The sequence below is a fragment of the Streptomyces xanthophaeus genome (genome assembly GCF_030440515.1).
GTDB classification, from domain to species: Bacteria; Actinomycetota; Actinomycetes; order Streptomycetales; family Streptomycetaceae; genus Streptomyces; species Streptomyces kutzneri.
The window spans coordinates 8,041,931-8,061,906 of record NZ_CP076543.1 but is presented as its reverse complement, the minus strand read 5'-3'; the positions used below and the strand labels follow the sequence as shown (position 1 = coordinate 8,061,906).

At 72.6% G+C, this 19,976-nt stretch carries 23 protein-coding genes and 1 pseudogene; 14 read left to right on the top strand and 10 right to left on the bottom strand.

Annotated elements, in window-relative coordinates; all coding sequences use genetic code 11:
- Positions 1 to 179: 179 nt before the first annotated feature.
- Positions 180 to 677, top strand: coding sequence for a DUF6328 family protein (locus tag KO717_RS36445; protein WP_301374062.1), 498 nt, complete (start codon positions 180 to 182; stop codon positions 675 to 677).
- A 13-nt stretch (positions 678 to 690) separates the two neighbouring features.
- Here KO717_RS36445 and KO717_RS36440 read toward each other — a convergent pair whose 3' ends face one another.
- From KO717_RS36440 to KO717_RS36425, 4 genes are all read right to left on the bottom strand, one after another.
- The gene (locus KO717_RS36440) at positions 691 to 1,815 is read right to left on the bottom strand and encodes a glutamate--cysteine ligase (protein WP_301374061.1); all 1,125 of its coding nucleotides are present in this window, start codon (positions 1,813 to 1,815) and stop codon (positions 691 to 693) included.
- A gap of 219 nt (positions 1,816 to 2,034) precedes the next feature.
- The gene (locus tag KO717_RS36435) at positions 2,035 to 2,208 is read right to left on the bottom strand and encodes a CsbD family protein (protein ID WP_078909548.1); all 174 of its coding nucleotides are present in this window, start codon (positions 2,206 to 2,208) and stop codon (positions 2,035 to 2,037) included.
- Positions 2,209 to 2,330: 122 nt separating this feature from the next.
- Positions 2,331 to 2,486, bottom strand: a complete 156-nt coding sequence (locus KO717_RS36430) for a DUF6131 family protein (protein WP_301374057.1) — start codon at positions 2,484 to 2,486, stop codon at positions 2,331 to 2,333.
- A 156-nt stretch (positions 2,487 to 2,642) separates the two neighbouring features.
- Positions 2,643 to 3,044 carry a PRC-barrel domain-containing protein gene (locus KO717_RS36425; RefSeq protein WP_301374055.1) on the bottom strand — a complete coding sequence of 134 codons (402 nt, stop codon included), beginning with the start codon at positions 3,042 to 3,044 and terminating at the stop codon, positions 2,643 to 2,645.
- A gap of 328 nt (positions 3,045 to 3,372) precedes the next feature.
- Between KO717_RS36425 and KO717_RS36420 the strand changes: the two genes are divergently transcribed.
- From KO717_RS36420 to KO717_RS36400, 5 genes are all read left to right on the top strand, one after another.
- On the top strand, positions 3,373 to 4,110 hold the full coding sequence (locus KO717_RS36420; protein ID WP_301374972.1) for a VOC family protein: 738 nt from the start codon (positions 3,373 to 3,375) through the stop codon (positions 4,108 to 4,110).
- A 164-nt stretch (positions 4,111 to 4,274) separates the two neighbouring features.
- Entirely contained in the window at positions 4,275 to 5,099 is an 825-nt protein-coding gene (locus KO717_RS36415; RefSeq protein ID WP_437184617.1) for a ribonuclease BN, read from the top strand.
- A gap of 158 nt (positions 5,100 to 5,257) precedes the next feature.
- A complete protein-coding gene (locus KO717_RS36410) occupies positions 5,258 to 5,743 on the top strand; it encodes a DUF2975 domain-containing protein (RefSeq protein ID WP_301374968.1) in 486 nt (161 codons plus the stop codon).
- On the top strand, positions 5,743 to 5,964 hold the full coding sequence (locus KO717_RS36405) for a helix-turn-helix domain-containing protein (RefSeq protein ID WP_301374053.1): 222 nt from the start codon (positions 5,743 to 5,745) through the stop codon (positions 5,962 to 5,964). Before KO717_RS36410 ends, KO717_RS36405 begins: the two co-directional genes overlap by 1 nt.
- A gap of 315 nt (positions 5,965 to 6,279) precedes the next feature.
- A complete protein-coding gene (locus KO717_RS36400; protein WP_301374051.1) occupies positions 6,280 to 6,813 on the top strand; it encodes a hypothetical protein in 534 nt (177 codons plus the stop codon).
- Positions 6,814 to 7,025: 212 nt separating this feature from the next.
- Here KO717_RS36400 and KO717_RS36395 read toward each other — a convergent pair.
- A pseudogene (locus KO717_RS36395) lies at positions 7,026 to 7,496 on the bottom strand (DoxX family protein); the annotation flags it as partial.
- A gap of 341 nt (positions 7,497 to 7,837) precedes the next feature.
- Between KO717_RS36395 and KO717_RS37435 the strand changes: the two are divergent.
- Both KO717_RS37435 and KO717_RS37430 read left to right on the top strand, forming a co-directional pair.
- Positions 7,838 to 8,140 carry a hypothetical protein gene (locus KO717_RS37435; protein ID WP_367401566.1) on the top strand — a complete coding sequence of 101 codons (303 nt, stop codon included), beginning with the start codon at positions 7,838 to 7,840 and terminating at the stop codon, positions 8,138 to 8,140.
- 64 nt (positions 8,141 to 8,204) lie between these two features.
- Positions 8,205 to 8,510: a hypothetical protein gene (locus KO717_RS37430; RefSeq protein ID WP_367401565.1), complete on the top strand. Its 306-nt coding sequence runs from the start codon at positions 8,205 to 8,207 to the stop codon at positions 8,508 to 8,510.
- A gap of 119 nt (positions 8,511 to 8,629) precedes the next feature.
- Here the strand turns inward: KO717_RS37430 and KO717_RS36385 are convergent, their stop codons facing one another.
- Together KO717_RS36385 and KO717_RS36380 are read right to left on the bottom strand one after the other, a co-directional pair.
- The gene (locus tag KO717_RS36385; protein ID WP_301374047.1) at positions 8,630 to 9,028 is read right to left on the bottom strand and encodes a contact-dependent growth inhibition system immunity protein; all 399 of its coding nucleotides are present in this window, start codon (positions 9,026 to 9,028) and stop codon (positions 8,630 to 8,632) included.
- Positions 9,029 to 9,183: 155 nt separating this feature from the next.
- Positions 9,184 to 9,714 (bottom strand): hypothetical protein, encoded by a 531-nt coding sequence (locus KO717_RS36380; protein ID WP_301374046.1) that lies wholly within the window; start codon positions 9,712 to 9,714, stop codon positions 9,184 to 9,186.
- A gap of 224 nt (positions 9,715 to 9,938) precedes the next feature.
- Between KO717_RS36380 and KO717_RS36375 the strand changes: the two genes are divergently transcribed.
- The 3 genes from KO717_RS36375 (at position 9,939) to KO717_RS36365 (ending at position 11,505) form a co-directional block, all read left to right on the top strand.
- Complete coding sequence (locus tag KO717_RS36375; RefSeq protein WP_301374044.1) at positions 9,939 to 10,487, top strand: DUF4262 domain-containing protein; 549 nt, start codon at positions 9,939 to 9,941, stop codon at positions 10,485 to 10,487.
- A 268-nt stretch (positions 10,488 to 10,755) separates the two neighbouring features.
- Positions 10,756 to 11,007: a hypothetical protein gene (locus KO717_RS36370; protein ID WP_301374042.1), complete on the top strand. Its 252-nt coding sequence runs from the start codon at positions 10,756 to 10,758 to the stop codon at positions 11,005 to 11,007.
- A 306-nt stretch (positions 11,008 to 11,313) separates the two neighbouring features.
- Complete coding sequence (locus tag KO717_RS36365) at positions 11,314 to 11,505, top strand: hypothetical protein (protein ID WP_301374040.1); 192 nt, start codon at positions 11,314 to 11,316, stop codon at positions 11,503 to 11,505.
- 22 nt (positions 11,506 to 11,527) lie between these two features.
- Here the strand turns inward: KO717_RS36365 and KO717_RS36360 are convergent, their stop codons facing one another.
- The gene (locus tag KO717_RS36360) at positions 11,528 to 13,705 is read right to left on the bottom strand and encodes a SpoIIE family protein phosphatase (RefSeq protein WP_301374038.1); all 2,178 of its coding nucleotides are present in this window, start codon (positions 13,703 to 13,705) and stop codon (positions 11,528 to 11,530) included.
- An 89-nt stretch (positions 13,706 to 13,794) separates the two neighbouring features.
- Positions 13,795 to 14,184, bottom strand: coding sequence for an MmcQ/YjbR family DNA-binding protein (locus KO717_RS36355; protein WP_437184616.1), 390 nt, complete (start codon positions 14,182 to 14,184; stop codon positions 13,795 to 13,797).
- A gap of 75 nt (positions 14,185 to 14,259) precedes the next feature.
- Between KO717_RS36355 and KO717_RS36350 the strand changes: the two genes are divergently transcribed.
- Together KO717_RS36350 and KO717_RS36345 are read left to right on the top strand one after the other, a co-directional pair.
- A complete protein-coding gene (locus tag KO717_RS36350) occupies positions 14,260 to 16,407 on the top strand; it encodes a DUF4139 domain-containing protein (RefSeq protein ID WP_301374034.1) in 2,148 nt (715 codons plus the stop codon).
- An 8-nt stretch (positions 16,408 to 16,415) separates the two neighbouring features.
- The gene (locus tag KO717_RS36345) at positions 16,416 to 17,981 is read left to right on the top strand and encodes a DUF4139 domain-containing protein (protein WP_301374032.1); all 1,566 of its coding nucleotides are present in this window, start codon (positions 16,416 to 16,418) and stop codon (positions 17,979 to 17,981) included.
- Positions 17,982 to 18,105: 124 nt separating this feature from the next.
- Here KO717_RS36345 and KO717_RS36340 read toward each other — a convergent pair whose 3' ends face one another.
- Positions 18,106 to 18,756 (bottom strand): TetR/AcrR family transcriptional regulator, encoded by a 651-nt coding sequence (locus KO717_RS36340; protein ID WP_301374030.1) that lies wholly within the window; start codon positions 18,754 to 18,756, stop codon positions 18,106 to 18,108.
- 160 nt (positions 18,757 to 18,916) lie between these two features.
- Here KO717_RS36340 and KO717_RS36335 point away from each other — a divergent pair, with 160 nt between their 5' ends.
- The gene (locus tag KO717_RS36335) at positions 18,917 to 19,963 is read left to right on the top strand and encodes a medium chain dehydrogenase/reductase family protein (protein ID WP_301374028.1); all 1,047 of its coding nucleotides are present in this window, start codon (positions 18,917 to 18,919) and stop codon (positions 19,961 to 19,963) included.
- The last annotated feature ends 13 nt before the right edge of the window (positions 19,964 to 19,976 follow it).

Genomic DNA, 19,976 nt, shown 5'->3' with positions numbered 1-19,976 from the left:
TCCGACACCGCACCACGCCGCCGCGCCTGCCTCCATGTCATGCGGGCGCGTCTACCCTGTGGACGGCTGTGTACGCGTGCTCCGCTGACGGTCCGCCACGGCAGCCCGGTCGCCGGGTCGCCCGTACCCGGGACGTCCCGCGCGCATGCGCGACGGTCCCGGCGACAGAGGGAGGATTCATGGCGCAGGATGCCCGGAACGGGCGGAGCGAGAGCGTCGAGGAACGCGCGGACCGGCAGTGGCAGGAGCTCATCCAGGAGATCCGCGTCGCGCAGACGGGCGTGCAGATCCTCTTCGGCTTCCTGCTGACCGTCGCCTTCACCCCGCACTTCCAGGGGCTGCCCCAGACCGACAAGGTGATCTACATCGTCACCGTGGTGCTGGGCGCGCTGGCGACGGGGGCGCTGATCGGGCCCGTCTCCTTCCACCGCATCGTCTCGGGCCGCCGGATCAAACCCGAGGCGGTCGCGTGGGCCTCGCGCCTGACCTTCACCGGACTGATCCTGCTGCTGGCCACCTGCACGTCGGCCCTCCTCCTCGTGCTGCGGGTCGCCGCGCACAACGCGGTCGTGCCGTGGCTGGTCGCGGGAGTCCTGGCCTGGTACCTCCTGTGCTGGTTCGTCCTCCCCCTCTGGGCGCGCGTCCGCTACACCGCGGCGGGCGAATCGGCGAGCTGAGCGGCGGACGGCGTCAGAAGGCGGGTGTGGCCGTCGTCGTCTCCGCGCAGCCCAGGACCACCGCGGCAAGATCACCTCGCTCGCTCAGCAACGCGCGCTGGACGCGGGCCCCGTTGCCGCGTTTCAGGAGAGTGGCGATCTCCGCGCTCACCCGTTCCTGGTCGCCGTGATCGACGAGCGCCTCGCGGACGTGCTCGTGGAGGGCCCGTACGGCGGTGGCAGGAGCGGTCTCCGTCATTGTCAGGGGATGCAGCAGCGGCCCGTCCAGCCCCGACCGCCCGGCCCGCCAGCCGGCGAGCCGCAGCAGGCCCGTATCGACCCGGGCCGGCGGCTCTCCGGCCCGCCAGGCCCGGGCGGCCGTTTCGACCAGCGCGCGGACGAGGGCGGCCAGCAGCACCGTGGTCCCCGCCTCCAGGCACACGTCCGCGACCCGGATCTCCACCGTGGGGTAGACGGCCGACAGGCGGGCGTCGAAGTAGATCATTCTTTCGTCGTGCAGCACGCCGGTGTCCACCATCGCGCGGACTTCCTCGTGGTAGCGGTCGGCGGACCCGAAGACGTCCACGGGCCCGGCCGAGGGCAACCGGTTCCACACCCGGCTCCGGTAGCTTCCGTACCCGCTGTCCGCGCCCTGCCAGAAGGGGGAGTTCGCGCTCATCGCCATCAGTACGGCGAGCCAGGGGCGGATCCGGTCCAGGACGGCCACGCCCTCCTCGTCCGACTCGACCGCGACGTGGACGTGGCATCCGCAGGTCAGCTGCTCCTGCGCGGTCAGGCCGAACTGCTCGGCGATCCACTCGTACCGCAGCCCGGCGTTGCGGGAAGGCCGCACGGGCAGGGGCGACGTGCCGAGGGCCGCCACGAGGGCTCCGGCGGACGCCGCGTGCCGGGCCGCCTCCGTGCGCCACCGGACGATCTCCTCCTGGAGCTCGCCCATCTCCGTCACCGGCTTGGTGCCGAACTCCACCTGCTCCTTCTGGAGCTCCTTCTCGAAGACGTGCTCCTTCGCTCCCCCGCCCTTGGAGCACTCCCCCGTGCAGTGGTCCGCCGCCGCCAGGACCGGGCCCGACACGGCCAGCGGCTCACCGGTGGCAGCGTCCACCAGCAACAGCTCTTCTTCCACGCCCACGCTTCGCATTCCGCCGCCGCCCATCGCTCCCGGGTTCAGATCGATACAGGTGGCCGCGTTCGAGGTGAGCGCCCCGATGCCGCACGCACCCGCGGAAACCTTGCCGTCCCACGTTCACACGTATCGCGGCTCCATGCATCCGCCGTCACGGACGGTATCGCCGTGCACATGCCGAGGTCCCGCACCCCAACCACGGGTGCGGGACCTCGGCGAAGACGCCGGTGCGCGTCAGCGCTTGAAGACATCCTTCATCTTCTCCTTGGCCTGACGGGCGTCACCCTTGGCCTTTTCGGCCCGCCCCTCCGTGGTCAGGCGTTCATTGCCGACCGCGCGTCCTGCTGTCTCCTTGAGCTTTCCCTTGGCCTGCTCGGCCTTGGCGCGGCTCTTCTCCTTGTCCGACACAGCTGATCACTCCCTGGGTAATCGGAATGGAAATGGGGACTACGTGCGTTTTCGTTCGACCGGAATTCCCGAGGGCCGAAGTCCGAGCCCCGGCGTCCCTCGTACGGCTCAGGGCCGACCGGTCAGTAATAGTGGCGCCGGCCGCCGACCGCGTGCCCGACCGAGCCCAGGATCCACAGCACCGCACCCACCACGAGCAGGATGATCCCGATGGTCCACAGGATGGAGATCCCGGTGAAGAATCCGACGATCAACAGAATAAGCCCGACAAGAATCATGATCTCCTCGTTCCCGGTTCGGAATTCGACGGAACACTTGGATCCGCCGGGGCTTCTCAAGTGGCGTGTACCCTCGGAATCCGTCTTCACCGATTCCGTACCCGATTATTTTCCTCGGCGGCGAATTCTTCCCCGCCGCAGCGGCGGGCGCGGATCTCATGCGCGGTGGCTGCCGACCGGGCCTTCACCGGGCAGCCCTCCGTTGCCGGGCAGCCCTCCCGTTCCGTAGTAGCTGCCGAGTTCCGCCCGGTATCCGGGGTCCTGCAGGTGCTTTTCCCGGTGGAACTCGGGGGCGTTCTTGATCCGGTCCTTCGTGGCGTTCACGTAGACCGTCTCCTCCTGCAGGTCTATCCGGGACACGGTGCTCGCCGGGAGGAGGACCTCCTTGCCGAAGATCCACACACCGGTGTCGACGACCAGGTAGGCGTCACCCACGTCGTAGGAGTGCTTGTCGACCTTCCCGATATGACCGTCGGTCGCCTCGACCCTGTACCCGGTGAGGTCGGCCCAGGTCAGATGACCCGATGCCGGCTGGTAGCTCCACACATGCTCCGTCACGCGAAACAACTCCTCCCGGTAGGGGTGACCCGTCGTGCTCGCGGCCGGCCGGTCACGGACCGCACCGCGACACGCCGGCCTCCGCCATGGGGCCCCATGTGTTGACGCGGCTGCCCGCCCTGCCGCCGGCCAAACGCGGGAGCGGGCCGCGCGAGGCCCGGCGCAGGCCGAGGAGGGACATGGCTCCGTTCGAACCGCGCCTCGCGGCCCAGCGCCGCCGCCCGGTCTACGGTGGAAGGGTTCCGTCCCCCGTCAACGGCAGATGAGGCTGGCAGCTGTGTCGACTTCGAGCCACGAGATCTTCGGCGCCCCGTGCTGGGTCAGTCTGCTGGCCCGGGATCTCGAATCCACACAGCGGTTCTACGCCGGCGTGCTCGGCTGGGACTTCCGGTCCACCCACCTCGGCGGGGGCATCGTGATCGCCTTCCGCGACGGGGCCCCCGTGGCGGGCATCGGCGTACTCGCCGGGGGCGCCGGCGCGCCGGTGCTGTGGACGCCGTACTTCGCCGTCGAGGACGCCGACGTGACCGCCGCACGGATCGTCGAACGCGGCGCCACCATGGCGGTCGGCCCCGTGGCCTTCGGCACCGGCCGCATCGCCCTCGCGGCGGACCCCGCCGGGGCCGTTTTCGGCTTCTGGCAGGGCGAGGTCGTCCCCGACTGGTCGGTCGGGCGCGGAAGTGCGCCCGCCTGGCTGGAACTGCGGACGCGGGACGCGTTCGCGGCCGCCATCTTCTACGGGGAGGTCCTCGAATGGGCCGGCTCGCGTCCCGGCTGCTGCGCGGTCTCCTACGAGCACGCGCACGTCGTCCTGCGTCACGGGCGCGACACCGTGGCCCGCATCAGCGGCGGCGCGCTCGAAGCGGCACCGGACCCTGAGGTCCGTCCCCGATGGCACGTCCACTTCCGCGTGCCCGATCTGGAGGCGGTGGTCGAGGCCGCGATCCGGCTGGGCGGCAGGACCGCGTCTCCCGTACAGACGTCCAGCGCGAGCCGGTGGATCGTCCTCGCCGATCCCGAGGGCGCGCTCTTCACCGTGGTGACCCCGCAGGACAAGCTGTCCTGACCCGGCCGGCCGGGGCGGAAGCCGTACGGATGGATTCCCCGACACGGGAGTCCTATCGTGGGAGCGACACCTGGAGCGGCCATGCTCGTCACCTCATCCCCGGCCCATCGCTCCCGGTCACAGGACATCGGTCGCGACGACTCGTCGGAGCGTGACCCGGCGAAATGATCGGGTCGGGTGGATCTGGCCGGCTGTCGCCCGTCGGACGGATACGCAGCGCGATTCGCCGTGCGCGGGCCGGCCGCCACTGGGGGCGCATCCGGGACGTCGACCTGTGGCAGCGCTCCCTGGGGTTCTCGGCGTTGGGGTTCCTGACGCTGGTACCGCTGCTGATCGTCGTGTCCGCGGCGGACACCGCCACCGGGCAGGGATTCGCGCAATGGCTGGGGGACGGACTGGGCGTGTCGCCGGCGGCCAGGGCGGAAATCGACCGCCTCTTCGCCCTGCCCGGCCAGGCATGGCGGACCACGACGGCATTCGGCCTCGCCGTGCTCACCGTGTTCGGCCTGTCCTTCGGAACCATGCTGCAGAGCGGCTACGAAAGGATCTGGGACCTGCCCCCGGCCCGCTGGCGGGCCAGGTGGCGGCATGTGGTCTGGCTCGGCGTGCTGATCGGCGTCCTGTACCTGTCCGCCATCACACCGCCATGGCGTGAGTCTCCGGTCCGCGGGTTCGTCACGGTGGCGATCGGCATCCTGTTCTTCTGGTGGTCCCAGCGGCTGCTGCTCGGCGGCCGGGTGGCATGGAGCGCTCTGCTGCCCGGGGCGGTCGCGACCATGATCGCGCTGCTCGGACTGCGGCTCTTCTCCCGGCTCGTCTTCTCGCCGCTGATCGCCTCCAGCGCCGTCACGTACGGCCCCTTCGGAACCGTCCTCGTCATCCAGACCTGGCTCGTCGGCATCGGCGTCGTCATCTTCGGCGGAGCACTCACCGGTCGTCTGCTCCACGACGAACTGCCTCGCCGGTCGGGCCCCCCTCAGCCCGGATAGGCGATCGAGCCCGGCGGCAGGCAGGGGACGAGTGTGGTGCCGGTTCCGGGCGTTCGACGAATGCCCGGGCCTCGGCGGACCGGCCCCACCACGCCGACCCTTGCCTCACCTATCGATATTCGATAGATTCCCATCGTAAATCGATGGAAGGACGCGCCGTGGGAAAGCTGGCCGTGCATGCGTTGCGCGCCGTGATCGTGGTGGTGCTCGTCGGCACCGTGTTCGTACAGGCATTGATGGTGTGGGCGTTGGCCACCGACCCGGAGGACGGGTCGCTCCCGCTGACGCCGCTGCGCGTGATCACGATCCTCGGCATGGTGTCGGCCCAGGTCGCCCTGGTCTGCGTGTGGCGGCTGGTGACGATGGTGCGGCGCGGAACCGTTTTCTCCCACGGTGCCTTCCGGTACGTGGACGGCGTGATCGGCTCGATCGTGGCCGCTGCCCTCATGTGGTTCGGGGTCACAGCCATCAACGCGCCGGGCCAGCGGGAGGATCCGGGCGTCACCGTCATCATGGGCGGGGTCGGCCTGGCCATCCTGGGGGTCGCGCTCATCGTGCTCGTCATGCGGATGCTGCTCGCCCAGGCCGTCGCGCGCGACATCGAAGCGGCACGGATGCAGGCCGAGTTGGACGAGGTCATCTGATGCCGATCACCGTCGACATCGACGTCATGCTGGCCAGGCGGAAGATGTCCGTGGGCGAGCTCGCCGATCGCGTGGGGATCACGCCCGCCAACCTGGCCGTACTCAAGAACGGCCGGGCCAAGGCGGTGCGTTTCGCCACGCTCGCCGCGCTCTGCGAGGTGCTCGAGTGCCAGCCGGGCGACCTGCTGCGCTGGGAGACCGAGGACGCCGCTGCCGGATGACGAGCCCCCGGGCTCGCCTGTACGACTGCAACGGGTGCGGCTCAGCGCCAGGGCGGTGGGCACCAAGAGGCGGAGCGTACGGGTGAGTTCGGGCGGAAGGCTCGGTTCCATCGGTGGCGCCTGCGCGCCGACACCGCCGGTCCTTCAGCCCTGTACGGCGAGCGCGAGCAGGCGTCGTACCCACGTAGGCACAGTCCGCGCCCGCATGTCGGGACCTCGCCGTGTCGGCGGCACGAGGCTCACCCATCCACTGTTAGGGTGTCATGCGCCCATCAAAACGGGCCTTTCACATACTGACATTTCAACGGGGTTGACGTGAAGCTTCGCCATGTCCGCGCGGTAGCCGTCTTCGGTATCGCAATCTTCGCACTCACCGGAGCCCGTGGCTCCCACGGCGCCAGCTGCGGTGGCAGCAGCCACAGTTCCGGCTCGGGCTCCAGTGGCTCCAGTGGCTCCAGCAGCTCCAGCGGTGGCACCACCGGCGGCAGCGACAGCACGAGCGGCAGCACCGGCAGCACCGGTTCCTCGGTCACCGGCGGATCCAGCAACAACAAGGCCGAGCGCGACATCAAGATCGACGAGTGCAAGCTGGACACCTCGGGCAAGAACCTCGTCGCCAAGATCACCGTCACCAACAGCGGCTCGATCGACTACACGTACAACATCACCATGGAGTTCCGTGGGGACGCCACCTCGGCGGCGACCCCCGCCCGGGCCAAGGTCGCCGCCCTCACCGTCAAGGCGGGTGCGTCGAAGCAGGCCGAGGCCACCACGGCGTACACCGGCAAGGGCGACGGCAGCGAGTACAAGAAGTGCACCGTCGACAGCGCCTCGAAGAGCGCCCTCTGAGCCGTTCCTGATCGAGCGAAGCCCCCTCTCCCGTCCCGGCGGAGCGGGGGCTCAGCCGTCTTCGGACGCAGGCAGCCCGGTTCCACCACGGCTGGAGCGGATCAAGGACTGACCCGGGCCCGGCCCCGGGCCCGGGCCCGCCGGGCACCCGCGCGGGGTCCGACGGCCGTCAGGGTCGGGGCGTCGTCGGTGCGTACCGGGGCGGTGGCACCGCGCCGCCGCCGGTGGAGCAGCGCGTCGAGGGACAGGACCGGTGCACCGGCCAGGATCAGTGGGGTCCAGGCCAGCAGGTAGATCAGGTCCGCGCCGAAGTAGTACGGGGTGGTCGACCAGCTCATGGTCAGCCACAGGCTGAGTGAGATCAGCGCACCGCCGAGGGCCGCTATCCGGGTCAGCAGGCCGGCGAGGGCGCCCAGCCCGACGGCCAGCTCGCCGAGGGCGATCGCGACACCGAAGCCGACCGGGTCGGTCATGGAAAGGTCGATCAGCGCGGGAATGCCCGCGGCGTCCCGCACCGCTTCCATCTGCTGGCCGATCGAGCCGTCACCGGTGGCGGACAGGAAGGCCGGATCGGTCAGCTTGTCCAGACCGGCGTAGACGAAGGTGACGCCGAGGAAGAGGCGCAGCGGCAGGAGTGCGTACTCGGAGGCTCTCGCGCGGAGGCCGGCGGAAGGCGTGTTCATGACCCTCACACGAGGGCCCCCGCCATCCGGTTCGACGGTCGGGCCCCCTCTTCACGGCGGCCGCACACCATCGGGCACGCCCGGATCACGACAGGTGCCGAAGGAAGCGGATGGTGCCGGCGTCATTGGCATCATCCTGCCGAGTGTCGCGGGCGCCGGGCGTCAACGCCGACACCGTCCTACGAAGGCTGCGCGCGCCGCGGGATGACCGTGGCCGGTGGGGCGCACCTGGGGTACGGCAGGGCCGATCTCATAGAGATGATCAAGCAGGCGCGGTGAGCGGACGTGAGGGCCGTGGAGACCGTGGGCCCGGTGGCCCAACGGGGCCGAGGAGCGGGCCCGTGTGGGGGATGGCCGCCTGGGCCGCCGGAATCCTCGCACTGCTGGTGGTGCTGCCACTGGCGGCACGCAAGGGACGCGACGACCTGACGGCGTCGCACCGGAACGCTCTCGGGGAGCCGGACGGTTCGGATCCGGTCTGGCCGGTCGTGCTCGTGCCGGTCGTGATCCGGGTCGTGCTCGTCACCAGCGCGGTGTGCTGGCGGGCGGCGCGCCGGTGGCGCCGGGGCAGTGCTGGTGAGCCGTCGGCCCGCGTCTGCCGTCTCGCGCGGGCGGGGTCCCCGGACGGACATTCCCGCAGGTGAACGCCGTGTCTGGCTCGCGTCCACGGAGAACCCGTGGCTGTACGGGCTCTCGGCCGTCACCGGGGTGGGTGCGTCGGCCGCACTGCTCATCGGGCTCGGCGACCTGGCCGAACCGATGTGGCTGGTGATGGTGCCGTTCCTGTTCGGGTCGGTCTCGGTGCCGGCCTGCCCCTCGGTACGGGTCCGGGTCACGGAGCGCGGTCCGGACGTGGCGCTCGGGCCCCTCGGGTGGCCGGTGCGGCGCTGGGACGCGGCGGACATCGAGTGGGCACGGGCCGAGAACCGGACACCGGCGCAGGTCGGCGGCTGGGGCTACCGGCTCGGCGGACCGGGCACGACGGTGATGCTGCGGAGCGCGCATGCCTGGTGATCCGGGCCAAGGGCAAGGACTTCGCGGTCAGCGTGGACGACGCCGAGCGGGGCGCGGGACTGCTGGACTCCCTGGCCGGGGCGCGCCCCGAGCAGCCCTGAATCCGGCCCCTCAACCCCTCAACCCCACTGCCCCGCCGGCCCGTAGGCCCTGAGCTCGGCCAGCTCCGCCTCGGACAGACCGGCGACGACGGCCACCAGCTCCTCCCGCAGGTCCGGGAAGAGCGCCCAGGCCGATTCGGGCCGGCCCAGGACGGCGAGCAGCAGGTCTCCCGGGTAGAAGTACGCGTCCAGCATGGGGTCTTCGAGCAGCAGGCGCACCGCGAGGGGCAACAGATAGGGCAGGCCTACGGCTTGGCCGATCAGTGTGCGCAGGTCGGCCGGGGTCAGGGCGCCGAGGCGCTTGCGGCGCAGGGCGTGGACCTTCATGACCAGGGCGGTGGTGGGCGAGGGCGGCGCAGGCCACGGTGGTCCGTCAAGCTCGTCGAGGGTGCGGTCCAGGTGGAGAAGACGGGGCATGCGCCCATCCTCGCGGGTCGGGCGGACGGGGCACGGTGCCGGGCGGACCCTACTCGTGCACCCGGCCGAGACGGCCGGCTCCGGGGACGGGACCGGACCGGCCCGGACCGGGGCAGGCCCGGTCCGATCCGGTCCGGAGCCGGTCTCCGGTCGGTTCAGTGGAACAGCATGGACGCGTCCCCGGCCGGGGTGGTGACCGATCCCGGGCACAGGAAGCTGCCGGAGGTCTTGGCGGCGGTGAAGGCCCGGTTGATGTACTTCCGGCTCGTCGCGTCGCGGTCCCACACGATGCCCGTCGCCTTGTAGCGGCAGGAGATGAAGCTCTGCCTGCCGGTGATGTCGATCAGATCGGTCCGCGCCGTGCCCGCGGCGTCGTCGAAGGTGAAGGCGGGGTTGTTGTTGAGCGTGGCGGCGATGCCGCCACCGCAGGCCAGATTGCCGCCCGGTGTGTTGATCGTCGTGCGGTCGACGGTGAGGGCGTTCGGGGGGACGGCGCTGGTGCTCGCGTTGGTCCAGCTACAGCTGTTGCCGGCGACCACCATCACGCCGTCGACCTTCTGGTCGACGGCCGAGGCGCCGCCGCTCTGCGCGAGAGCGGTGCCGGTGCCGGTGAATGCCGCCGCGACGACCAGCGTCGCGATACCGGCGAGGCGTGAGATACGGGTGCCGTGCGTCATGTGCCTCATGGTGCGCTCCTCCATGCCACGTACTGGTGGGGGTGGGCGAGGCGTGGGGCCTCACAGAGTGTGCGGAGTGCGTGCCGGGAGAGTCCCACAGCGACCTTGAACTGTCAGGAGCATGTCAGCCCCATGCCGGGAAATGGCCGAAAATGCCGACCCGGGGAGCCCGCGACTCGGCGACCGCGCCGAGCAGAACGGCTCGTGAGCCCCGTACCCCGTAACCTCACCGCATGCTCCGTGATCGTTTCTCCTGCCTCTGCGTCCTCTGCCACGACTACGGCGACCGCGCCGAGACCGACCGGATCGACGAGAGCATCATCGGCAACGTGCGACGGCACGGGTGGCACGTGGCCATGGTCCCCGAGGACGAGGTCGGACCCGGGTTCGCCTACACCATCGGTCTCGCCCACACGCACGGCGCCCCTGAACTGTGCATGTTCGGACGTGATGTCCACGAGATGCACCGCATGCTCAACGTGCTCGGCGACCTGGCCGCCGGCGGCGGCGCGTTGGAGGACGGTCAGGAACACAGCGGGGTACTGGACGGCGGGCCGGTGCGGCTCAGGAACGTCGACATGCGCTGGTGCCGGACCTTCTTCGGCCGGGCCATCGGGATCTACCGGCGGCCCCCACTCCCCTTCCTGCAGGTCGCCTGGCCCGACGCGGGCGGGCACTTCCACTGGGAGGAGCAGGCCGGCGAGGACCACCAGGAGTCACAGCCCCGCCTGTGGCTGCCGCCCGACGACCACCCCGCGGGGGTCTGGACCGTCGAACTCTGAACTCCGAACTCTGTGCACTGATCGCATGGGCGCACCGGACGAGGGGCGTCGCCCGGTCCACGTCGTGCCGTTCCACGTCGTGCCGTTCCGCCGGCGGCAGCGGCGTCCCGAGCCACTCCCTCGGTGCGGCGGCCGTACCGAGGAGCGCCGCCGAGGCGGCCCGCTCCCCCGGGCCGGCAGCCACGGACCCGGCTCCCGCCAGCCCTTCGAAGGCCAGGGCCAGAGCGCGCGGGTCACCTGACCGGCGGGCCGCCGCGAAGCCGTCCCGGTGCAGGGTCTCCGCGAGCTCGACGTCACCGCACAATTCGGCCACGTATCCCAGCTGCGCCAGGATCAGCGCGACGCCGATGTCCACCCCGAGCCTGCGGTTCCGGTCGAGCCACGGGCGCAACCGGGCCTCGGCGGCGTCCAGGTCGTCGTCCCGGCGGGCTCCCAGGGCCAGGCCGATCTCCGCGAACTGCTGGGCCGGCCGGTGCGACTGCTCGTCCGCCGGCCGCCGGGCCTGCTCGGGGAGTTCTGAGGCCCGTGCGGTGTCTCCCGTCAGCAGGGCGATGCGGCCCTGCCGTTCCGGCCGGAAGGAGACCTGGGTGAAGAGCCGGCCGGGCGGCCTGCTCGTAGTCGCCGCCGATCTCGGCGAGGATGCCCCGCTGTTCCGAGGCCTGCAACCGGCCCCACCGGTCGCCGAGTTCTGCGCACAGCCGCGCCCCGGCCTCGGCACGGCGGCGCAGCTCCGCGAGATCGCCTCGGTACAGGGCTCGGTTGGCGAGGCCGCCGAGCGCGGCCGCCTCGCCCCAGCGGCCTCGGCCGACGAGGTGCCTCTGCGGGGATGCTGGTCTCCCGCCACTTCGACCTGTTCCCCGAGTGGATCGGCAAGGACGACGGCCGGCCGGCCGCCGGGACCTTGCGTACGGAGGAGACCGTCGCCGACGGGATCGAGCGGGCGGCCGACGCCTTCCTCGGCGTGCCGAGCGGCGCCGACACCGGCAAGATGCCGGTCCGGCCGGGCGCGGACCGATGAGCATCTGCGCCCCGGAGGCGGTTCAGGGGCGGTGCGGATCCGTGGAGGGGACCGGGCCCTCGGTGCGCAGCAGCAGGAGGGCGATGTCGTCGGGGCGGGGGCCGTCGCGGTGGGCGTGCTCGATGAGTTCGTCCGCCAGGTCACCGAGCGGGTGGTGCTCGGGGGCGTCGCCGATCAGGGCCGCGACCGCGCCGATGGCGTCCTCGATGTCCCGGCCGGGGGCTTCGACGAGCCCGTCGGTGTAGAGGGCGAGGAGGGTGCCGGGGCTGAAGGGGACCTCGACGGCGGTGTACGAGGCCCCGGGCTCGATGCCCAGGAGGAGTCCGGCCGGCAGGTTCAGCCTCTCGGTCGTCCCGCCGGGGTGGCGCAGCAGGGGCGGCGGGTGGCCGGCGGAGGCCAGGCGGACGGTGTGGCCGGCGAGGTCGATGTGGGCGTACAGGCAACTGGTGAACAGCCCCGGTTCGAGGTCGGTCAGGAGCCGGTTGGTACGGGCGAGGACCTCCTCCGGGGGTGCGCCGGCGCCCGCGTGGACGGCGGTTCGGACCTGGCCCATGAGGGCGGCGGCATTCACGTTGTGGCCCTGGACGTCGCCGATGGCGGCCGCGACGGTGGTGTCGTCGATGCGGATGAGGTCGTAGAAGTCGCCACCGACCTCGAGGCCGTACGCGGCCGGGCGGTAGCGGGCGGCCACGTCGAGGCGGGGAACGCGGGGCAGGGTGTGGGGCAGGAGGCCGGTCTGCAGGCTGCGGGCGAGCTGGTAGGTGGCGTCGTAGAGACGGGCGCGGTCCAGGGCCTGCGCGATGAGCCCGGCGATCGAGGTCAGGACGGCGCGCTCGCCGGGGGCGAAGACACGGGGGTGTGCGTAGGCGAGGACGAGGGAGCCGATGGGACGGTTGGAGGCGATCAGGGGCAGGAACGCCCAGGCGGCCATGCCGTCCTCGACCACCGCGTCGGGGTGGGCGGCCAGGAGCTCGCTCACGTCGCCGAAGAACAGGGGGGTGGCGGTGTGCAGGATGTGGGTGATGGCGGTGTCGGCCGAGACGGGCGTGCCGTCGAGCTCCGCCAGGTGCTCGGCGGAGTATCCGCGGTGGCCGACGATCCGTACCCGCCCGTCCTGCTCGGCCAGCAGGACCAGGGCGTGGGCTCCCAGCGAGGGAACGATCTGGTCCGCGGCCTTCTCCACGACGTCCTGCGCGTGGGCGGCCTCGGTGAGGGTGACGGCCAGCAGCATGAGCGGATAGAGCGCGGTGGCCCGGCTGGGTGCGGACTGCTCGGCGTCCGTCGGGGGGAGCGGGGCCGGCGGGCCGGCCCCGTCGCCGACCGCGGTGATGCGGACGCTGATGCCGGTGTTGTCCGGGTAGAGCTCGAAGCACAGCTGCTGCCCGGTGGGGCGTTCGGCGGTGAAGCTCCGGGGCAGTCGGCTCATCGCGGTGGCCCGGTAGTGGTTCTCGATGGCGGGGATGTCCATCCAGGGAAGGGCCTCCCAGGGCAGGGCTCCGAGCAGGCCGGAGACGGGCGCACCCAGCAGGTCGGCCGCCTCCTGGGTGATGAAGGTGATGGTGCCGTTCAGGTCGAGTGCGCAGTTGCCTCCGGGGAGGCGCCGCACGAAAGCCATGGTGGCCGCCGCCTCGGCCGGGCCCGGTGTGGGTGAGGGGAGCGGCCGCAGGATGACCGGATGCGGTGGCGGCCGCAGCGGCAGGCCGTCGCGCGCGGCGCGCAGCAGGATGCGCGTCAGGAGGCTGCGGGCCGATTCCAGGGCCTTGCGTTCCCGCTCGTCGAGGTCGGGCCCGTGCGAGCCGGGCCAGAGGAACACCAGGCCCGCCCCGGTGGGCTCGGGGGCCCGGTCGGCGGCTTCCCCGGTCAGGGGGGCGGCGGCGAGCGCGAAGTCGTACGGGAGGACGAGGCCGAGACGCGGATAGCGGCGGGCCGTGTCCTCCTGGCCGCCGAGCCAGACGAGCCGGCCCTCACGGACCGCGTCAGCCACCGGAATGGGGTCGTCCAGGGCGACCCGCGACCAGGGTGCCGCGAACTCTCGGGAGAGCCCGGAGGCCAGCATCAGGTGCAGTACGCGCCGTGCGGGGTCGGGGTCGGGCAGGTAGAGCATGCCGATGGAGGCTCCCGCGTCGGCACAGGCCCCGACCAGTGCCTCTCTCAGCGCACGCCGGTCGGCCTGCTGATCACGCCCCGGAACGTTTCGCACCTGACCATGGTCTCTCCATATCCCCCCTCCCGTCGGCACCCGCCCGTCCCGGCGAGCCCGTGGGGCCGACGGCGGCCTCGCTCGGAGCCTCAGGACGGTCCCGGGGGCCCGAGGTCGGGGTGGTCCTTGAGCAGGCCGGTCGGAGCGGCCTGGCGCCAGGAGTCGACGACGATGGCACGCAGCTCGTCGGCGTCGTCGAGGGCTTCCAGGCGGGCCCGCACCCAGGCGAAGGACGCCTCGTGGTCCGCGACCCAGAACTTCTCGGGCTCGGCGCGGACCAGCTCGTCGCGCTCCTCCTTGGGGCAGCGGACAGCCAGCGACGTCTCGTCGTCGGGCAGGGTCAGGAACATCTTCCCGGCGACCCGGAAGGTGGGCATGGCCCAGGCTTCCTTCTCGGTCGTCTCCGGTAGGGCGAGGGCGATTTCACGGACTTCGTCGGACGTGCACACACCCCTGACCCTACGACAGGCCACTGACATCGGGTCTCGGCACGTACGCGCGGGCCGCCCGGGCGTAGGCTTCGACCGGCACGGACGCATCGGGGGGCGGAGTTCATGACGGCAGAGACAGCGCAGCGGTGGAGTTCGACCCTCGATTCGGTCGTGGTGTACGCGCAGGGCGCGCTCTGCCGCCGGCTGGTCCGGGGCAGCATGCCGGCGGACGGGCGGGTGCGCGTGACGGGGCTGCCCCGCTCGCTGGACCCGGGCTCGCTGCGGGCGAGTGTGCTGGGCACCCCCGGGGTGCGCGTGACCGGGGCCCGGGTGGAGGTCGAGGCCGAGCCTCGCAGCACCGGCGCACCCGATGCCTTGCGGCGCGATGTCGAACGCCTGCGCGACGAATACGCCGCTGCGCAGGGCCGCCGGGACCGGCAGCAGGTGCTGATCGACGAGGTCAGGGCCCTGCGGCCGGTGCCCCCGGCCCCTGACCCCGAGGCCCCGCACCGCCGTACCCCGGTCGACGCCTGGCTGGAGCTCGCCGACTTCGCCGAAGGGCGGCTGGCGGGGCTGCACGCCCGCCTCGTGGAGCTGGAGGAGGCGCTGCGCCTCGTCGGACACGAGCTCGGTGTCGCCGCGGACCGGCTCGCCCGCGCCTCCACCGATGCTCCGCAGGCGCACGTGGAGACCACGGTCTCCGCGCTCCTGACGCTCGACGCCACGCTCGACGCCACGGGTGACGCCGACGGCGATGCCGAGGGTGCTGCCGGGGAGGTCGTGCTGGAGTTGGAGTACGGGGTTCCGGGTGCCGTCTGGGTGCCGGCGTACCGGCTCACGCACCGTCAGGGCGACGGCGACGGCCGTCTGGTGCTGCGCGCGTCGGTCGCCCAGCGCACCGGCGAGGACTGGACCGGTGTGCGCATCGCGCTGGCCACCGCCGACCTGCGGCGCCGCACCGACCTGCCGAAGCTCCGTTCGGTCCGGATCGGGCGCCGGCAGCCCGCCCCCGCGCCGTCCGGCTGGCGCGAGCCTCCGGCGGGTCTCGCCGACCTGTTCGCCGGCTACGAGGCGGCCGGCCCCCGCCGCCCGGCCCCGACCGTGGTCCCCCCGGCCGTCAGGGCCGGCTCCGCGTCCGGTCCCGTACCGCCCCCTCCTCCGCCGCCGCCCGCCCCGGCGGCCGCGGCCGCGCCGCAGGGCTACGGCGCGCTCCCGGTGCCCGGTGGCGTGTACGGCGCCGCCCCGGACGGCGTCGGCGGCGCGCTGCCCGCATTCGCCCAGCCGGCCCGCCCGCGGCCGGCGGGCAGGCCGCGGGGCGGCGGCATGGGCTTCGGCGGGGCCCCTGCTCCGGCGGCTCCCGCCCCCGCGGCTCCCGCGGCCCCCGGCCGGGCCGCTCCCCCGGCTCCCGCGTCGGCTCCGGCGCCGGTGGCCGGTCCGCCGCAGCCGAGCGGCGCCGAGCTCGACTACGCCGCCCTCGTCCTGTGCGGCCCCGACGAGCCGGGCGGTCGCCGGGGCCGGCTGTTCGCCGGCTCCCCCGCCGACCCGGTGGCGGCCGAACACCGGCGCCGTGCCGAGGCGGTGGGCGGGCTGCCGCTGCCCGGGCACGCCGTGCGGCCCCGTGAGTCGGCGGGTTCCTTCGACCACCGCTTCGATGCCGCCGCCCGCGCGGACATTCCGTCGGACGGCACCTGGCACACCGTCACCGTCGGGGAGATCCCGGTCGGTCTGCGCACCGAGTACGTCTGTGTGCCGTCCGTGGAGCAGACCGTGTACGCGACGCTGGTGCTCTCCAACGCCACCGACCAGGCGCTGCTGGCCGGCCCGGTGGAGGTCACCGTCGGTGAGGACTTCCTGCTGACCGCCGCGCTGCCCACGCTCGCGCCCGGCGGGGTCCGCCGGGTGGGTCTCGGACCGGCCGAGGGCGTCCGGGTCACCCGTCGTACGAACCTGCGCGAGTCGACCTCGGGCCTGCGCAGCAACACCACGGTGCTCGACCACCAGGTCCACGTGGAACTGGCCAACCGGCTCGCCGGACCCGTCACCGTCGAGGTCCACGAGCGGGTGCCCGTCACCTCCGATCCGGACGTCCGGATCGAGGAGCGCGCCGGCTGGACGACCCCCGAGGACGGGGCAGGGCCGGAACACCACGCCCCGGGCACCCGCGTCTGGCGGGTGGACCTGCCCGCCGGGGGGACCACCGCCCTCGACGGCCGCTACGAGATCCGCATCCCGGCCGGCAAGGCCCTGGTCGGCGGCAACCGCAGGAGCTGACACCCATCATGTCCACGGCCCCGAAGCCGATCGCCCTTCCCGTCACCGCCGTCACCTGCCTGGAGGACCGCGCCCACATCGAGCGTGCCGTCGTACTGGACCTGGAGGCGGGGGTACAGCGGCTGCGGCTCGGTCCGGTCAGCGCGCTGGCCGTCGACCGCACCCTGCATGCCGAGCTGGCCGCCGAACACCCGGCCACCGTGCTCGACGTACGGATCGTCCGTAGCTGGGAGCCGCGCGGACCGCTCCCGTCAGCCGACGAGGATTCCGCCCTGCGCGTGCGCGTGCACGTCCTCGAAGAGGAGCAGCTCGCCCTGGGGCAGCGGCGCGATCGGCTGCACGCCCGGCTCGACGTGCTCGGCCGGCTCGCCGCCGATCTGCTGCGCGAGATCGGCGAGGGCGCCGGATCCGGGGAGACCGACGGGCCCCGCTGGGCCCGCGAGATGGACCGGGTGGACGGCGAACGCGATACGTACGGTGAGCAACTGCGCTCCGTCGACGCCCGGTTGGCCGCCCTCGCCGTCGAACTCGGGGAGACACGGCAGGCCATGGACCGCTCCGAGACCGAACCCGCCGAGCTGGTCGGTCATATCGAGCTGACCGTGGACAGCGCGGCCGCCGGTCCGGTCCGGCTGCGCCTGAGCCACCTCACGCCGTGCGCGCTGTGGCGGCCCGCCTACCGGGCCGTCCTGGACGGGGACTCGCTGACGCTGGAGACCGACGCGATGGTCTGGCAGCGCACCGGCGAGGACTGGTCCGGCGTACGTCTGACCCTGTCGACGGCCCGGTCGGCGCTGGCCACCGAGCCCCCACGGCTGGACGAGGACCGCCTCACGCTGGGTGACCGCACGGCGGCGGAGCGCCGCACGGTCGACGTCGAACTGCGCGAGGAGGAGATCGGGGACCTCGGTCCGGCGGCCCCGGTGCTCGGCCTGCCCGGGGTGGACGACGGGGGCGAGGCGCGGGTGCTGCACTCCCCCGTACCGGTCTCCGTACCCGGGGACGGCCGCGCCCACCGGGTGCCACTCTCCTCCTATCGCACGGCCGCGAGCAGCGAGTACGCCTGTTCCCCCGAGCTGTCCCCGCTGGTCACCCGGGTGGTGTCCTTCGACAACCGGTCCGGCCACGCGCTGCTGGCGGGTCCCGTTGACCTGGTCCGCGGCAGCGGGTTCAGCGGCCGCGGCACGCTGGATTTCACCGCCCCGGGCGCCCCGGTCGAGCTGGCCTTCGGCAGCTGCGACGACCACAGGGTGGTCCGGCACACCGAGGAGTCGCGCGACTCGGCCGGATTCACCCAGCGGACGGTGGTCACCCGCACGGTCCGGCTGCACCTGTCCCGGTTCTCCGCCCCCGGGGACCACGGCGAACGGGTGGTCGTCGTCCGGGAGCGGATCCCGGTCTCCGAGGTCTCGGCGGTGGAGGTGCGCCTGCGCAAGGAGGCCTGCTCGCCTGCGCCGGACGCGGTCGATTCCGAGGGCATCGCCCGCTGGGACGTCGCGCTCGCCCCGGGCGGCCGGCGGACGGTCACCCTGGTCTACGAGCTGTCGGCGAGCTCCAAGGTCACCGGGCTGTGAGCGCAGCGGTGCCCGTGACCGACGGCCGCCCCGGACAGCTGTGGGCGGCCACGACGGGGTGGTGAACCTCCGCTTCCACGCAGGGAGTCGGGCCGACCGGTTCTGCTTCTGGATCCGACGCGGCTCAGGGCCTCGCGAGGCGGTCGACCTCGGCGTCGAAGAGCAGGGCCGGGTCCAGGCCCATGCCGGTGAAGTGGCCCGCCAGTTCCAGTGACAGCACGCCGTGCAGGCGGCTCCAGAAGGTCAGGGCCAGGTGCAGCGCCGACGGCGGGGCGTCGGGGTGACTGCCGGCCCATGTGCGGTGCGCGGCCAGGTGGTCCTCGAAGGCGTGCGGCTCCGTGTCCGGGGTGGCGCAGGCGTCCAGCAGGACGGACATCAGTTCCGAGGCGATCGCGGTGACGTCCGGCGGCGCGTGGTATCCGGGCACCGGGGTGCCGTAGACGAGGAAGTAGCGGTGCGGGTCCGCCAGGGCCCAGCGGCGCAGCACCTGCGCCAGCCCGGCGAGGCCGGGCCGGCCCGCTCCCCCGCCGGCGGCGTCGATGAAGGCGTCGGCGAGGCTTCGGTAGGCGTCGCGGATGAGTTCGGTGATCAGCTCGTCGCGGTTGGCGAAGTACCGGTAGAGCGCCGGCCCGCTCATGCCCATCTGTTTGGCGATCGCGTTGAGGGAGAGCGCGGAGGCGCCGGAGCCCGCGATCTGCTGCCAGGCCTTCTCCTTGACCTCCTCACGCACCTGCTGCCGGTACCGCTCCCGTGGGGTCTTCGTGCCTTCGGTCATGCCCGCCGCCTCTCACCGCTCGCCCTTCACCACCAGATCAGTTAGAGGCTATCACCAACGGCAGAGCCATTCGCGATCGAGCGGAGTGACCCCTTGACATCGACGAGACAGCCGATCACTCTTGTTACAGCTTCTAACGAACACGAGATGCAGGAACTCCATGGAGGTCATGATGACGAACACCGTAGAGCGGGTCGAGGTCGTTCTGCCGGGCAAGGTCGAGCCGGAAGGCCTGCAGTTCCACCGCGGTCCCGTCCCGGTCCCGGCGGCCGGCCAGGTGGTCGTCGCCATGGAGGCGACGGGCGTGTCCTTCGCCGAGCAGCAGATGCGGCGCGGCCGGTACTACGACCAGCCGCCGTTCCCCTTCGTCCCCGGATACGACCTGGTCGGCACGGTGCTGGCCGTGGGCGAGGGCGTCGGCTCCGCGCTGCTCGGCAAGCGGGTCGCCGCCCTGACGAAGACTGGAGGCTGGGCGAGCCACGTCGCGCTCACCGCCGCCGACGTGGTGGAGGTACCGGAGGGCGTCAGCCCGGTCGACGCGGAGACCGCGGTGGTCAACGGCATCACCGCCTGGCAGATGCTCCACCGCAAGGCCCGGGTGCGCGCCGGCCAGACCGTCCTCGTCCACGGGGCGAACGGCGGTGTCGGTTCGATCCTGGTCCAGCTGGCGCTGGCCGCGGGCGCCCAGGTGATCGGCACCGCCTCCACCCGCCACCACGACGCGCTGCGCGCGCTGGGCGTCACTCCCATCGACTACCGCTCCGGGAACGTGCCCGCACGGGTACGGGCCCTCGCGCCCCGCGGAGTGGACGCGGTGTTCGACCATGTGGGCGGCGACGGCATCGTCGATTCCTGGCGGCTCCTGGCCCCCGGCGGCACGCTCGTCTCCTACGGCAGCGCCGCCACCCGCGACGACGAGGGCTCCGGCGCGTGGCCGGTGCTCAGGCTGCTCGGCCGGGTGTGGGTGTGGAACGCCCTGCCCAACGGCCGCCGCGCGTACTTCTTCAACGTGTGGGCCGGACGCGCCTACGCCAAGGACCGCTTCCGGGCGCGCCTGCGCTCCGACCTCACCCAGGTGTTCACGGCCCTCCAGCACGGCGAGATCACGGCCAAGGTGGCGGCCGAGATCCCGCTGGCGCGCGCCGCCGAGGCGATGCGGCTCGCCGAGTCCGGGACGGTCGCCGGGAAGGTCGTCCTCGTCCCGTGACCCGGCCGGCGGG